This is a genomic window from Klebsiella sp. RC2, from assembly GCF_014192815.1.
Classification (GTDB): domain Bacteria; phylum Pseudomonadota; class Gammaproteobacteria; order Enterobacterales; family Enterobacteriaceae; genus Klebsiella; species Klebsiella variicola.
This window is the reverse complement of the sequence record NZ_JACHYL010000003.1, coordinates 581,130-595,746: the sequence shown is the minus strand read 5'-3', so window position 1 is coordinate 595,746 and position 14,617 is coordinate 581,130. Positions and strand designations below refer to the sequence as shown.

Below are 14,617 nucleotides of genomic sequence, written 5' to 3'. Positions count from 1 at the left end.
CGGCATGGGCGATAATCAGATTTCCCAGGGAGCCTTGGGCTGGTTTTTTTGCTCAGCGTCGTCCGCCGCCAGTGCCAGCAGCTCCGCTTTGAGGATTTCCAGATTATGGATCGCAGAGTGGTAATCACCGGCAACCAGAATATCCAGCACGGTATCGATACGTTGGGCGAGCAGGTGGGCATTCACATCTGACATGGCATTATCCTGGTAACAAAAACGAATGAAATCAATGATGCTAAAAATGGATGAAAAAGAGAAGCGAAAAAAACGCACAACCTTAATCGGTGCGACGGAAATAGCAGGATGGAGAGGAAAGAAGCAGCGGTTCCCGGAGGAACCGCTGTGAAGAGGCGTCAGACTGCCGGACGCGCAATAATGCTGCGGGTTTCCATGCGGACTTCGGCGATGGTGACATCGATAACGTCAGTCACTTTGTAGACCACCTCGCCCTTGATCTGCACGGTGCCGTTCTCCTGGCTGCACACCAGTTCGTCGCGAACGGCGTGGAGGAAGGGGGCCGGAATAAAGGCGACCGCGCCATTGTCCACCAGGCGCACGCGCATCCCGCCGCGGCTGATGTCGATGATCTCCGCCGCAAAACGGGTATCGGTCCCGGCTTTATCGTTGAGGAAACGGGCATACAGCCAGTCGGCGACGTCGCGCTCTGCCATCCGGTTAAGACGACGGCGCTCCGCCATCTGTACGGTGGCATCATCCTGCGGGCGCGCAATGGTCTCGCCTTTGATGATGGCCTTCAGCAGACGGTGGTTGATCATGTCGCCATATTTACGGATCGGCGAGGTCCAGGTGGCATAGGCCTCAAGGCCGAGGCCAAAGTGCGGGCCTGGCTCGGTGCTGATTTCCGCAAACGACTGGAAGCGGCGGATGCGGCTGTCGAGGAATCCGGTCGGCTGGGCGTCCAGTTCCCGGCGCAGCTTGCAGAACCCTTCCAGCGTCAGCACCTCCGTCGGGTCGACGTGCACGTCGTGGGTTTTCAGCAGCGCCGCCAGCTGTTCGGTATTCGCCGGGTCGAAGCCGGTATGGACGTTATAAACGCCGAAGCCGAGCTTGTCGCGCAGAACGCGGGCGGCACAGATGTTGGCGGCGATCATCGACTCTTCGACAATACGGTTGGCAATGCGACGTGGTTCCGCGACGATATCCAGCACTTCGCCTTTTTCGCCAAGAACGAAACGGTAGTCCGGACGGTCTTTGAACACCAGCGCATGGGTTTGACGCCATTCGCTACGACGCTGGCACACGTCCTTCAACAGTGTAATTTGCTGCGCGATCGCGTCGCTGCCCGGCTGCCAGCTGCCGCGGCCTTCCAGCCAGTCAGAGACATCGTCATAGGCCAGCTTGGCTTTCGACTCGATGGTGGCGGCAAAGAACTCGATGTTGTCTTCGATGGTGCCATCGGCCGCCAGAGTCATCTGGCAGGCCAGCACCGGGCGCACTTCGTTAGCGCGCAGGGAGCACAGGTCGTCTGACAGCTCGCGGGGCAGCATCGGAATATTGAAGCCCGGCAGATAGTTGGTAAAGGCGCGCACTTTTGCGGCCTTATCCAGCTTGCTACCTTCGGCAATCCAGGCGGTCGGGTCAGCAATGGCGACCGTCAGCAGCAGTTTGCCATCAGCAGTGGATTCGACGTACAACGCATCGTCCATATCTTCGGTGCTGGCGCTGTCGATAGTGACGAAGTCGAGAGCGGTTAAATCGCGGCGCGTCAGCCCTTCATCGAGCATTTCCGTGGCCACGCCGTCCGGCGCTTCTTTTTCGAGGTTATGGCGCGCCAGGGTTACCCACCAGGGGACGAAGTGATCGTCGCTGAAGGTGATGAACTGGGTCAGCTCCGCGTAAAACCCGCGGTCGCCTTTTAACGGATGACGGCGCATCTCGGCGACGGCCCAGTCACCCTGTTTGAAATCATGCTCAACGCCACGGGCGGCGCGGCAGGGAATGGCATCTTTCAGCAGCGGATGGTCAGGAACGATAGCGAGGCGATCGTCTTTCTTCTGGACTTTACCGACGAAACGGGTCAGGAACGGCTCAACCAGGGTTTCTGGTTCGGCGCTTTCGCGATCTTTTTCAGAATGGATCACCGCGACGATACGGTCGCCATGCATCACTTTTTTCATCTGCGGCGGCGGAATGAAGTAGCTCTTCTGAGCGTCCACTTCGAGGAAGCCAAAGCCCTTTTCCGTGCCCTTAACGACCCCTTCCGCGCGCGGCGTCTGGGAATGCAGTTGCTGTTTAAGCTGCGCTAGCAGCGGGTTATCCTGAAACATAATTAGGTATTTTCGTGGCTAAAAGAGCGGCTGACATTTTTACGCGAATATGCCTGCCGCAGCAAGCGCTGTTTCAGCAATTTACGTCTGCTGACGCACATTGCCGAGGGCGATTTTCAGACGATTCATCCATCCGCACAGCCCGCTCCAGGTCAACAGATCGATCGCTTGTTCCGCAGAGAGTCCATATTCCGCGAGGGGCGTTAACTGGGCGGCGCTAAACCGGTCCGGCGAGCGGGTTAACAGCTGCACCGCGGTCACGAGAGACCGGGACTGAGGATGCTGCTGGAGCCAGTGATGGAGGGCCTGGTCGCCCTCCCGCAGATGGCTGGCGAACTCCTCTTCACCCTGCCAGTGGGGGAGCCAGGCGTCAAAACAGGTGGGGCTGCCATTGGTGCGCGCCGCGAGTAAGGCGACCTGCGGGCCAAAGGTATCATCCGTGCTGAGCTGGCGGATCAAGGTCTCCAGAGGCGTGAACAACGGTGGGTCGCAGGCCAGCAGTGGGGCCAGCTCACCCAGACCGGGCAGCGACTGCCAGCCGGCGATGCGCCGCTGGCGCTCATCATCGGCATACTGCAGATCGGGATCCTCAAGGTCGCTCTGCCACTCTCCTGGTGGCGCGGTGAACAGTTCGGCAGGGGCCTCCTCTTGCTGAGGCATGCCGGGGATCCAGCGCACCGGATAGCCCAGCGCCGCCTGCAGGACGGCAATCGCCCGGGCCTGGAAGCCCACGAAACCGATAATCTGGTTGATCAGGATAATATCCCGGCTGGTTAAACCCACTTCGTCCAGCTGGCTGCGCGAGAGGGCGTTAATGACGGAGGGCGAACTGGCGAGCTGACGAGCATACTGAGTGATCTGCGCCAGGCGACGGTTGCTCTCGCGCGAAGAGTCAGGGCCAGGGAGGGGAGCCAGGCGGGCGGCATAGTGGTTACACAACCGCTGGACACCATAAACCTGGGCGACAGTCAGCGCGGTGCTCAGGCGATCGTAGGCGGTAAAGGTCTGCAGGCGACTCACCGCCACCTGGTCGGGAAACAACCGCTCTGCCAGCTGGCGAGCGGGGTGCAGCCAGCCTGCGTGGATGTGTAGCCAGGCTTCCGGCAGCGTCAGGTCCAGCAAAAAGCGGTCTTCAACATGGGCGGCTTCAGGGACAAGCGGTAGAACATCCACCGGGCAGATTGTTGACTGGGTTTCGTGATACCAGTGGTTTTTGCCATTCACGCGGCGTGGCTCCATGGGCTTTCCTTGTTCGGTATGTGGCGAACCGCCGTTCCGCGGATCGTTTATGCAGAACTATCCTGGCGTAACCCGGAAGCAGGAGAAAATATTGATACGTGCTAACAAATAGCCGATTGGAATAACAGGGGGAGCGTAAGGGATGGGGGGAAGGAAGAACCCTCCTCACCGGGGTGAGGAGGGAAAGAACTTACTTCAGTTCCAGCTCGTTCATGGCGGCGATATTGAACCCGCCGTCAACGTGAACGACTTCACCGGAGATACCCGCGGACAGGTTAGAGCACAGGAAGGCTGCGCTGTTGCCCACATCTTCAATGGTGACGGTGCGACGGATCGGGGTGACCGCTTCGCAGTGCGCCAGCATTTTACGGAAATCTTTAATGCCAGAAGCAGCCAGCGTACGGATCGGACCGGCAGAGATGGCGTTAACGCGAACGCCTTCCGGACCCATGGCGTTAGCCATATAGCGGACGTTAGCTTCCAGAGAGGCTTTGGCCAGACCCATTACGTTGTAGTTCGGGATCGCGCGCTCTGCGCCCAGGTAGGAGAGCGTCAGCAGAGCAGAGCCCGGGTTCAGCATGCTGCGGCAGGCTTTGGCCATCGCCACGAAGCTGTAGGCGCTGATGTCGTGCGCGATTTTAAAGCCGTCGCGGGTGACAACGTCAACGTAGTCGCCGTCTAACTGGTCAGCCGGGGCAAAACCGATAGAGTGGACGAAACCATCGAATTTCGGCCAGACTTTTTCCAGCTCGGTGAACAGCGCGGTGATGCTCTCATCTTCAGCAACGTCGCACGGCAGCACAATGTCAGAACCCAGCGCGGCAGCAAATTCTTCTACGCGACCTTTCAGTTTTTCATTCTGATAGGTGAATGCCAGTTCCGCGCCTTCGCGGTGCATTGCTTGCGCAATACCGTAGGCGATGGACAGTTTGCTGGCGACGCCAGTGATCAAAATGCGCTTACCGGAAAGAAAACCCATAGCTTTAATCCTTATCGTTATTGCTTATTTTTACTTTAACAATCATAACGTTAACATTGTTATTTCAAAATAACTCAAATTTAGCCGGGAATTATATCCCACTGACGACCCCTTGTGTCACGATATTTTTCAGCCGCGCCCGCGGCGTGCGGAGCAAAAGCGTATCGCGATAGCTCCAGTATACTCTCTCTTCTGATGATTATTTGAGCGCGATCTCCGCCAGCAGCAGACACCCGTTGGCACTGAGGGGCTGCAGCTCGCCAGGGGATTCACCGCGCCAGCAGAGACCGCTGCCGGCCGCGCTTCGCTGCCCGGCCAGATCCCACTCGCCCTGAAGAGCATAAGCGACTCCCTCAGTAGCAGGGCGTTGCTGGTCGTTTATCACCTTTACTCTCGCCGAGGCACGTCCGCGCTGGGTCATGATATTGAAGTCCAGCCCTGGCTCAACGATCCCGACGCTGGACAGCGCCCATTCGCCGGGGAACGCCCACGGCTGCCAGAGCGTCAGCGGATGGTCGATGTCCCCGCCGCACAGTCGTAGCGGTTGTCCCGCCAGCAGGGTGATCACCCGATCGACGCCGGGGAAGGGGGAAAAAGGACCATCCGCCTGCAGAGTGGCGATGCTGGCTCGCCAGAGAAAGGGGGCGTCTGTGGAAGGAACGGCGATAATTTCCCGGGTGGCACCGGCACCGTTCTTCCACGGCGTGATGGGTAAGGTGGCGATATCAAAAAAAAAGATCATGGTCTGCTCGGCGGAATTCAGAGGGTGGATGGTTTTTGTTACAAGCGTGTCGCAACATGCTTACAAATTATTTACAACAGGGCTCACAAATCCATCATCGAGCGCGTGTGTGGGTTTGTCAATGCTTGTATATACATGAGCAGTCATCTACGAATTATCTTATCGCAGTGACCAGAGCCATCATGACAAAACGCGATCGGGAGAATAAAAATGCAACAGCGTATTACTTTCCGCCAGGCCTGCCTGGTCACCCTGTTTTCGGGGCTACTGCTGTCTGGTGGCTCAACATACGCTAAAGAGTGGAAATCAATCACCATCGCTACGGAAGGCGGCTATGAACCCTGGAACCTGACGCTTCCCGGAGGGAAGTTGAGCGGCTTCGAACCTGAGCTCATGGCGAATTTATGCCAGCGGATGCAGATCGAATGCAAGCTGGTGGTACAGAACTGGGATGGCATGATTGCCGGACTTAACGCCGGAAAATATGACGTGATCATGGACGCTATTGTCGTCACCCCGGAGCGATCGAAGGTCGTGGCGTTTACCCAGGCCTACGCTGCCACGCCGGCCTCTTTCATTGCGGTAAAAGGGTCGCTGCTCCCTCCGTCTCCGACGGTCAAGCTTCATGATGATGAGAAAGAGATTCAGGCGGCGATTGCGCCTCTGCGCGCGGCGTTGAAAGGGAAAACTATCGGCATCGCTTCTGGCACCGTGTACACCCCGTTTATTGATAAGTATTTCAAGGATATCGCTGACATCAGGGAATATAACAACTCAGCGGATGCGATCCTCGACCTGCAGGCTGAGCGCATCGATGCGGTGTTTGATGATATTACCTTTGCCAACACCACCCTGTCGCGACCGGAGAATAACAATCTGGCATTGAGCGGTCCGCTGATGAGCGGGCCGATCTGGGGAGGCGGTGAGGCGATGGGCGTGCGCCTCACCGATACCGATCTCAAAGCGAAACTGGATAGCGCCATTCAGGCGGCGCTGGCCGATGGGACGGTAAAAAAACTGAGCGAGAAATGGTTTAAAAGCGACGTTACCCCCTGAGTGAGGCTCTCATGTTGAATCTTCTGAGTTTTGGTGAAAACGGGTGGGGGACGCTGATCCTCAGTGCCACGCTGACCACGTTGCTGCTGTCGCTCGCCGCGCTGGCCGTCGGTGCCGGGGTAGGCGGCGTCATTGCCGCCGCAAAGCTGTCCCGGCATGCGCCAGCGCGCTGGTTTGGCGCCGCCTGGTCGGTGGTATTCCGCGGTATCCCTGAGTTACTGGTGATCTACCTGTTCTATTTTGGCGGCTCAGGGATGATTTCATGGGTGGGGCGACTGTTTGGCGCTGACGGTTTTATTGAGGTTCCGCCCTTTCTGATTGGCGCCCTGGCGATTGGTTTGATCTCCTCCTCGTATCAGGCGGAAGTCTACCGTGCTGCTCGCCTGGCGCTGATGCCCGGTGAAGTGGAGGCGGCTACCGCTATCGGCATGCCGCGCTGGCGGATCCTGCAGCGCATTCTGTTGCCGCAGATTATCCGTTATTCGCTGCCTGGGTTATCCAACGTGTGGCAAATGAGCCTCAAAGATTCGGCGCTGGTATCGGTGACCGGCATCGTTGAGCTGATGCGCGCCAGCCAGATTGCCGCTGGCTCGACCCGCGATTATTTCCTGTTCTATCTGATCGGCGGCGGCTGTTATCTGATCCTGACGCTGCTCTCTAACCGCGCATTTACCCGGGCGGAGAGCCATCTCAACCGCGCCTGGCTGCGTCGCAGCGCCGCGCAGGCGTAAGGAGCCCGTATGTTTATCGATTTTGCCTTCCTCGGTGAGACGTTGTTAAAGCTCGGCGCGGCGCTGCCGGTGACGCTGGGGCTCTTTATTTGCTCTTTTATCCTCGGCGGCGCACTGGCCCTCGGCGTTCTGGCGCTGCGAATGAGCCACTGGCCGCTGGCTAGCGGTTTCGCCAAAGGCTATATCCTGATCTTTCGTGGTTCACCACTGCTGATCCAGCTGTTTCTCATTTATTACGGGCTGGGTCAGTTTGGGGTGATCCGTCACAGTTTCCTGTGGCCGCTGCTGCGCGAACCCTTTATCTGCGCCGTTCTGGCGCTGGCGCTCTGTACGGCGGCCTACACCGCGGAAATTCTGCGCGGCGGGTTGCTGGCGATACCGCCGGGGCAGATTGAAGCCGGTCAGGCTTGCGGCATGTCGCGCTGGCTGCTGCTGCGGCGGATCATTGCCCCGGTGATGCTACGTTATGCGCTGCCAGCCTACTCCACGGAGGCTATTCTGCTGGTCAAGTCTACGGCGCTGGCAAGCCTGGTGACCGTCTGGGACGTCACCGGGGTGGCGCAACAGATTATTCAGCGTACCTACCGGACGATGGAGGTATTCCTCTGCGCGGCGGCCATCTATTTGCTGCTTAATTTCATCATTGTGCAGCTGTACGCCCTGCTAGAACGGCGATTAACGCCGCATACCCGGCAAAACCCGGCGACCGTGTCGCTTAAGCCGATAACCAAAGGAGAGTAAGATGCTCGATTCACGTCCGGTGACCTTATCGGTCAGCGATATTCATAAGTCCTTTGGCTCCCTGGATGTCCTGAAGGGGATCACCATCCAGGCCCGGCAGGGCGATGTCATTTCGATCCTCGGCGCCAGCGGCTCCGGTAAAAGTACGCTGCTGCGCTGCATTAATCTGCTGGAAACGCCCGATGCCGGGGTGGTCAGCGTCGGTGGCGAGACGATTGAAATGAAGCACCACGCCCGCGGGCATCGGCTGGCGGCGAATCCCCGGCAGATAGAGCGCCTGCGTTCGCGGCTGGGGATGGTCTTTCAAAGTTTTAACCTGTGGTCGCATATGACGGTCCTGCAGAATGTCATTGAGGGGCCGCATTATGTGCTCAAACGGGATAAACGGACCTGCATTGAACAGGCTGAGCAACTGCTGGAGCGGGTGGGGATGTTGAACCGAAAGGATTTCTATCCGGCACAGCTCTCCGGCGGCCAACAGCAGCGCGTGGCAATAGCCCGCGCGCTGGCGATGGAGCCAGACGTCATGCTCTTTGATGAACCCACCTCAGCGCTGGATCCCGAACTGGTCGGCGAGGTGTTAAAGGTCATGCGCAGCCTGGCGGAAGAGGGGCGGACGATGCTGGTGGTCACCCACGAACTGGGATTCGCCCGCCATGTCTCCAACCGGGTGGTATTTATGCACCAGGGGACGATTGACTGCGACGGTGCGCCTGAGGCGCTATTTGGCACTCAGGGTTCCGCGCGCTTTAAGCAATTTATCTCCAGCCATCAACAGCCAGGACAGGTCGTATGAATATGATCCAGTGGGGCGATGCACCGATACGCTGGCAGGAGGTGGCTTGTGTCGCCCGGGGCGAGGCGATCTTGAGCCTCAGCGAAAGCGCCTGGGCGCGTATCGAGCAGGGGCGGGCGATTGTCCAGCATATCGTTAGCGCCGGTCAGGTGGCCTATGGGATCAACACCGGGCTGGGGGCGCTGTGCAACATTACGCTGCCGGAAGCGCAGTTACACCAGTTGTCGCGCAATACGCTGCTCAGTCATGCCTGCGGGGTGGGGCCGCTGCTGGAGGTCGCCCCAACCCGGGCCATTATGTGCGCCGCGGTGGCCAATTTCAGCCACGGTAAATCCGGTATTTCCGCCGGGATAGTGCAGCAACTGCTGATGTTCTTGCAGCATGGCGTCACCCCCCAGGTGCCCTCTCAGGGGTCGGTTGGCTATTTAACGCATATGGCGCACATTGGCCTGGCCCTGATGGGAGTCGGCGATGTGCTATGGCAAGGACGAACGTGGTCTGCGGCAGAGGTCCTGTCGCAGTTGAATCTGCAGCCCATCGCGCCGGGAGCGAAAGAGGGGCTCAGTCTGGTCAACGGTACGCCGTGCATGACCGGCCTGGCTTGCCTGGCCTTAGACGACGCCGAGCGCTTAATGAACTGGGCCGATGTGACCGGGGCGATGAGCTTTGAAGCGCTGCGCGGCCAGCTTGTGGCGTTTGATGCCGAGATCCTGGCGCTGAAAGCCAGTCCCGGGATCCAGACCAGCGGCCAGCGGCTGCGTGAGCTGCTGGCGGGTAGCCGTCTGCTGGCCGAAAGCGAAGGTCTTCGCACCCAGGATGCGCTGAGTCTCCGCTCGATGCCTCAGGTGCATGGCGCCTGCCGCGATCAGTTTAGCCATGCGCAGACGCAGATAAATATCGAACTTAACGCCTGTACCGATAATCCCCTAATCCTGGGCACCCTTGAGCAGTGGCGGGTGGTGTCCCAGGCGCATCCCCATGGTGAATCGGTGGCAATGGCCTGCGATTTGCTGGCTATTGCCATGGCTGAGCTGGGCGCTATCGCCGAACGACGTCTTGACCGGCTGGTGAATCCTCTGGTGAGCGGCTTGCCAGCGTTTCTGGTCGCCCTACCCGGGGTGAATTCAGGCATGATGATTGCCCAGTACGTCGCCGCGTCGCTGTGCGCGGAAAATAAGCAGCTGGCGCAGCCGGCGGTGCTGGATAATTTTGTTACCTCCGCTTTGCAGGAGGATCATTTAAGCCTGGGTACCAGTGCTGCGCTGAAACTACAGCGCCTGCTCGGCAACCTCTATCAGATCCTGGGTATCGAATATTTACTCGCGGCCCAGGGGCTCGATTTTCACGAGCCGCAGACGCTGGCGGCGGGTACACGTCGGGCGCGCGATCTGCTGCGCCAAAGCGTGCCTGGCTGGGAGGAGGATCGCTGGCTGGCGCCAGACATCGCCAGCGCAGTGGCTATCCTCAAGCGGAACGCTGGCCACGCGCCGGCGTGACGTCACCAGCGAGGTAAGTGAGACGGGGCTATTTCCCGTCTTTGCGCCAGGCGTCGGCGGTGAGAGCTTCACCGAAGTGGCCGGCGATCAGGCGTCGGGTCAGGTCGTGCAGGGGCGAGGCCAGCACATCGGCAGTGCTGCCGCGCTCGACCACTTCGCCGTTATGCATCACCAGCACTTGATCGCTGATGTGCTTCATCATTCCCAGGTGCTGAGTGACATAGATATAGGAGATGCCCTGTTTCTCCTGCAGCTCCAGCATCAGATTGATGAGCTGGGAGCGCATCGACATATCCAGCGAGGCCAACGCCTCATCGCAGACGATGACCTTCGGGCGCAGGATCAGCGCCCTGGCGAGGCCGAGACGCTGCTTCTGACCGGGCGCCAACATATGGGGGTAATAGCTGACGTGGTCCGGCAGCAGACCAACCATGCGCAGCGTGTCGATAATCTGCTTTTGCCGCGCCTCGGCGTCGAGGTCGGTATTCAGCCGCAGCGGAAAATCGAGGATCTGCGAGATGCGCTGGCGCGGGTTCAGTGAGGTCGACGGATCCTGAAAGATCATACGAATCTTCTGGCTGCGGTAGGAGTAGTCCCCGAAAGTCAGCGGATGGTCGTCGATCAACAGCTCGCCGCTGGTGGGTTCCACCATGCCCGCCAGCATCTTGGCGAGGGTGGATTTCCCGGAGCCGTTCTCGCCGATAATCGCCAGCGTCTGCCGTTCACGCAGGGTAAAACTCAGCGGCTTGACGGCCTCCACCGTCTGGCGGTGAAACCAGCCGGTGCGGTAGCGAAAGGTCTTACTGAGTTGGCGAACTTCCAGCAATGTTTCGACCATTTCACTCTTTCTCCATGTTCAGCGGGAAATGACAGGCGTACAGATGGTTGCGCGCCCCGGTAAGACGCGGCGTTTCGATACACTCGCGCTGGGCGTAAGGGCAGCGCGGCCCCAGACGGCAGCCGATGGGCAGCTGCTCCAGCAGAGGGATCGCCCCTGGCAGGGTGTTGAGGCGGCTTTTATGCGGCATGGCGCTGCCAAAATCCGGGATCGCGCGGATTAACGCCTGGGTATAGGGGTGATGCGGCAGGGTGACCAGCTCTTCGCTGGGCCCGCTCTCCACCGTCTGCCCGCAGTACATGACGTTGATTTTATCCGCCCATTTGCTGAGCATCTGCAGATCGTGGCTGATCAGCAAAATGGTGGTGTTGTTGTTCTGATTGAGCCGCGTCAGCAGGCGGATAATCTGCGCCTGAGTCGTTGGCTCCATGGCGTTGGTCGGTTCATCGGCGATCAGTAGGCGCGGCTGGTTGGCCAGGGCGATGGCAATCATCACCTTCTGGCACTCGCCCTCGGTCAACTGATAGGGGAAACTGCGCATGGCATCTTTGTGATCTTTAATGCCGACGCGGTGCAACAGCTCGATGGCCCGGCGCTTACGCCAGCCCAGCCGTTGCCACCAGCGCCCCTTGTAGGTCCAGCCGGGGATACTCTGAATCAGCTGTTGGCCGATGCGCTCAGAGGGATCAAGACAGGACTGCGGCTCCTGAAAAATCATCGACACGTTATGGCCGATCAGTTTCCGCCGCTCGCGGTTCGACAGTCGCAGCAGGTCGATGTCATCGAAGCGCATGCGGTCGGCGGTGACCCGCCAGTTGTCTTTGGTCACCCCGCAGATAGCTTTGGCAATAAGGCTTTTCCCGGAGCCGGATTCGCCCACCAGGCCGCGGATCTCGCCTTCAGTCAGGGTCAGACTGACGCGATCGACGGCTTTCACCCAACCTTCGTTGGTTCTAAATTCGATAGTTAAGTGACGAATATCGAGTAACGGCATTATTGTACCCCGGCAATGATCGCCCGGCGAATACCGTCGCCCAGCAGGTTGACCAGCAGTACGCTGAGCATAATTGCCGCCCCGGGGAGCATCACGGTCCACGGTGCGACATAGATAAGCTCCAGCGCATCGCCCAGCATGGCTCCCCATTCCGGTGAAGGCAGCTGGGCGCCGAGATCAAGAAAGCCCAGCGCGGCAATATCCAGAATGGCCATCGACAGGGCGCGGGTGATCTCGGTCACCAGACCGGAGGCGATATTGGGCAGGATGGCGAACAGCAGAATGTTCAGCGTCGAGGCTCCATCGAGGCGGGCGGCGATGATGTACTCTTTCTCCAGCTCATCGTGGACCAGGCTGTAGACGGAACGTACCATGCGCGGGAGCAGCGCCAGCCAGACGGCGAACATCGCATGGCTGAGGTGCGGCCCGGCAAAGGCGACGACGATAATCGCCAGCAGCAGCGAGGGAATAGAGAGCAGGGTATCCAGGATATGGTTCATCACTGCCGAGCGCAGGCCGTGAGTCGACCCGGCAATCACGCCCAGCACCAGGCCAAACAGCGTCGCACCGAGGGTGACGACAAAAGCCCCGCCGACGGTCGGCGCCGCGCCGCTCAGCAGCCGGCTCAGCACATCGCGGCCCAGGTCATCGGTTCCCAGGAAGAAGGACACTTCGCCATAGCGCGACCAGGACGGCGGCAGCAACTGATAGCCAAGGAACTGCTGATCAATACCATAGGGGGCGAACCAGCCGCCGAAGACGCAGAGCAGCAACAGGCCCGCGCAGCCGTACAGGCCGATCATCGCCGTGGTGTCACCATAGAATTTACGCCATACGGTGCGCAGCGCGCCGGGCGGACGCTTTTCCAGATAAACGCTATCGTAGGGCATATGAATCCGTTTTAAGTTTGTTAGTCATGCTTTAAGTCTTTTCAAAAATCCCGCTAATAACAACATCTTGCCAGCATAGAGTGCTTTAATTTTGTGTGTTCTGCATTGATTTGAAGGTTATCAATTTAAGTAAAATGTGTACACTGATGTGTATATCGTCTTCCGGAGTGTACACATTGCTTACCGACACAAAATTAAGAAAAGCTCTTGGCAAAAAGAGAGACCAGATCGAGATCATTTCGGACGCTCATGGTCTGAATGTCCGGTTGTCTACTTCCGGCAGTATAACATTCTTTTACCGCTACAGATGGAACGGGAAAGCCGCTCAGCTAACGATTGGCGATTATCCCACCACCTCCTTATCTCAAGCTCGCGAACGTAGACAGCAGTTCAGGGCGTGGTTGACAGAAGGACTCGATCCGAGACGGCAAACAGTTCTGGAGAAACAGAAAAAAGTCGAAGCGCTCACCGTTAAAGAGGCTTTCGATTACTGGGAAAAGTATTACTGCATCCCTGAAGGTCTTGTGAAAATCAAGGTTAACCGACGGGACTTCAATAACCATATAGCGCCTGTGCTGGGGAACATGATTGTTGATCAGACCACTAAAGCGCACTGGCTTAACCTTTTTGATGGCATGGGGCGAAGAGTTGTCACTGGTCAGATGCTTGGACTGATGCAGCGTACGTTCCGTTTCTGCTCCAATCGAGGGGTCATTAATGTGAACCCAATTGAGAGCCTTAGGCGCTCTGACGTAGGTCTCACAGCATCCGTAAAAGATCGCAGATTGAGTGATGAGGAAATCAAAACGGTTTGGAACATCCTTCCTGAATTGAAGTACAGACAACAGCTGATAATGAAGTTTCTCATCATGACTGGCTGTCGGAGTACAGAGATCAGAACAGCAAGATGGGAGTGGTTCGATTTCCATGAGCAAACGTGGACCATTCCGTCAAGCGATTATAAAACCGGGAAATCGGTCAGAAGGGCACTTCCCGAGGCAGTAGTAAGAATGATGTTAGCAGAGAAGGAAACGTCAGTTTCAAAACACGTTGTGACACTGTCACGTTACAGGGGGCCAGAAGATGACAGACCGCCACTACAACCAAACGTCGCTCTGTTTTCTGCTCAGATTATAGCTAAAACAGGCATGAAACCCTGGTCTCTCCATGACCTCAGGCGAACAGTGGCGACACGCCTTTCTGAATTAGGTGCGCCGCCACATGTTGTGGAAAAACTGCTTGGCCATCATATGGCAGGTGTCATGGCACGTTATAACCTGCATGATTATCTGGATGATCAGCGTCACTGGCTTGCTGTTTGGCAGGATCATCTTGAGAAGCTGGTTGGTCAGTCTCTGGTTTGATCCCCACGTTATCTTCCCAGGCCAGCAAGTCTGAAAGTCTCCACCTTTTAGGGCTGCCATTTATTTTAGGCTGCGGGAATGGCTGAGCAAAGTAAGAGGGCATCCGGGATGGGGTGCTCCAGAAATAGAGTGTGCTGCGCGATATTTTGTATCTGGACAGAACGTCATCGGTTATCAAAATTTCATCTGATTTATGAGATGTATTAGTCATAAAAACCCCTTAGTTACATTGTCCAGGCAGATGGTGTAGCCGGCGTGCGCAGCTCATGGCTGTGGCCACATAGCTACTTTTTCTGTTAACAACTTCTACAGTGATCTTTGAGCCTTGAACCACCACCGTATAAGTTCTCTTCGTTTTCTGTCGCCCGTAAGCTCCATAAAGCTCAACGTGTTTTGCCAGCGCGGCATCGCACGCCTGGCGGCCCAGAGGGGAGTGTCTGCTTCGGTTAATCAATCGCATATA

Annotated in this window: 15 protein-coding genes; 6 read left to right on the top strand and 9 right to left on the bottom strand. The window is 57.7% G+C overall.

Annotated features, from left to right (window positions below):
• Positions 1–15: 15 nt before the first annotated feature.
• The 5 genes from FHW76_RS12440 to FHW76_RS12420 form a co-directional block, all read right to left on the bottom strand.
• Complete coding sequence (locus FHW76_RS12440) at positions 16–195, bottom strand: hypothetical protein (protein ID WP_012542045.1); 180 nt, start codon at positions 193–195, stop codon at positions 16–18.
• Positions 196–353: 158 nt separating this feature from the next.
• The gene (locus FHW76_RS12435; protein ID WP_040975845.1) at positions 354–2,288 is read right to left on the bottom strand and encodes an exoribonuclease II; all 1,935 of its coding nucleotides are present in this window, start codon (positions 2,286–2,288) and stop codon (positions 354–356) included.
• A gap of 81 nt (positions 2,289–2,369) precedes the next feature.
• Positions 2,370–3,527 carry a carboxymuconolactone decarboxylase family protein gene (locus FHW76_RS12430; RefSeq protein WP_012542042.1) on the bottom strand — a complete coding sequence of 386 codons (1,158 nt, stop codon included), beginning with the start codon at positions 3,525–3,527 and terminating at the stop codon, positions 2,370–2,372.
• A 190-nt stretch (positions 3,528–3,717) separates the two neighbouring features.
• Positions 3,718–4,506 carry an enoyl-ACP reductase FabI gene (gene fabI, locus FHW76_RS12425; RefSeq protein ID WP_008807797.1) on the bottom strand — a complete coding sequence of 263 codons (789 nt, stop codon included), beginning with the start codon at positions 4,504–4,506 and terminating at the stop codon, positions 3,718–3,720.
• 199 nt (positions 4,507–4,705) lie between these two features.
• On the bottom strand, positions 4,706–5,248 hold the full coding sequence (locus FHW76_RS12420; RefSeq protein WP_110209410.1) for a HutD family protein: 543 nt from the start codon (positions 5,246–5,248) through the stop codon (positions 4,706–4,708).
• Between the two features lie 210 nt (positions 5,249–5,458).
• Between FHW76_RS12420 and FHW76_RS12415 the strand changes: the two genes are divergently transcribed.
• Genes FHW76_RS12415 through hutH form a run of 5 tightly spaced genes read left to right on the top strand, consistent with a single transcriptional unit; the run spans position 5,459 to position 10,068 of the window.
• Positions 5,459–6,304: a transporter substrate-binding domain-containing protein gene (locus tag FHW76_RS12415; protein ID WP_023322435.1), complete on the top strand. Its 846-nt coding sequence runs from the start codon at positions 5,459–5,461 to the stop codon at positions 6,302–6,304.
• Between the two features lie 11 nt (positions 6,305–6,315).
• Positions 6,316–7,035 carry an ABC transporter permease gene (locus tag FHW76_RS12410; protein WP_008807800.1) on the top strand — a complete coding sequence of 240 codons (720 nt, stop codon included), beginning with the start codon at positions 6,316–6,318 and terminating at the stop codon, positions 7,033–7,035.
• A gap of 9 nt (positions 7,036–7,044) precedes the next feature.
• Complete coding sequence (locus tag FHW76_RS12405; protein WP_008807801.1) at positions 7,045–7,776, top strand: ABC transporter permease; 732 nt, start codon at positions 7,045–7,047, stop codon at positions 7,774–7,776.
• A gap of 1 nt (position 7,777) precedes the next feature.
• On the top strand, positions 7,778–8,572 hold the full coding sequence (locus tag FHW76_RS12400; protein ID WP_008807802.1) for an ABC transporter ATP-binding protein: 795 nt from the start codon (positions 7,778–7,780) through the stop codon (positions 8,570–8,572).
• Positions 8,569–10,068 carry a histidine ammonia-lyase gene (gene hutH / locus FHW76_RS12395; protein WP_129765976.1) on the top strand — a complete coding sequence of 500 codons (1,500 nt, stop codon included), beginning with the start codon at positions 8,569–8,571 and terminating at the stop codon, positions 10,066–10,068. The genes FHW76_RS12400 and hutH overlap by 4 nt, the downstream gene beginning before the upstream one ends.
• 28 nt (positions 10,069–10,096) lie before the next feature.
• Here the strand turns inward: hutH and sapF are convergent, their stop codons facing one another.
• The 3 genes from sapF to sapC are packed head-to-tail and all read right to left on the bottom strand — an operon-like array spanning position 10,097 to position 12,790.
• The gene (gene sapF, locus FHW76_RS12390) at positions 10,097–10,906 is read right to left on the bottom strand and encodes a putrescine export ABC transporter ATP-binding protein SapF (protein ID WP_004140269.1); all 810 of its coding nucleotides are present in this window, start codon (positions 10,904–10,906) and stop codon (positions 10,097–10,099) included.
• Position 10,907: 1 nt separating this feature from the next.
• Positions 10,908–11,900, bottom strand: coding sequence for a putrescine export ABC transporter ATP-binding protein SapD (gene sapD, locus FHW76_RS12385; protein ID WP_008807804.1), 993 nt, complete (start codon positions 11,898–11,900; stop codon positions 10,908–10,910).
• Positions 11,900–12,790: a putrescine export ABC transporter permease SapC gene (gene sapC, locus FHW76_RS12380; RefSeq protein ID WP_008807805.1), complete on the bottom strand. Its 891-nt coding sequence runs from the start codon at positions 12,788–12,790 to the stop codon at positions 11,900–11,902. The genes sapD and sapC overlap by 1 nt, the downstream gene beginning before the upstream one ends.
• Positions 12,791–12,936: 146 nt before the next feature.
• On the opposite strand from sapC, the gene FHW76_RS12375 reads away from it, so the two are divergent.
• Positions 12,937–14,154, top strand: a complete 1,218-nt coding sequence (locus tag FHW76_RS12375) for a site-specific integrase (RefSeq protein ID WP_183476745.1) — start codon at positions 12,937–12,939, stop codon at positions 14,152–14,154.
• Positions 14,155–14,374: 220 nt separating this feature from the next.
• Here FHW76_RS12375 and FHW76_RS12370 read toward each other — a convergent pair whose 3' ends face one another.
• The gene (locus FHW76_RS12370) at positions 14,375–14,614 is read right to left on the bottom strand and encodes a DUF4060 family protein (protein ID WP_022631172.1); all 240 of its coding nucleotides are present in this window, start codon (positions 14,612–14,614) and stop codon (positions 14,375–14,377) included.
• Positions 14,615–14,617 lie beyond the last annotated feature (3 nt).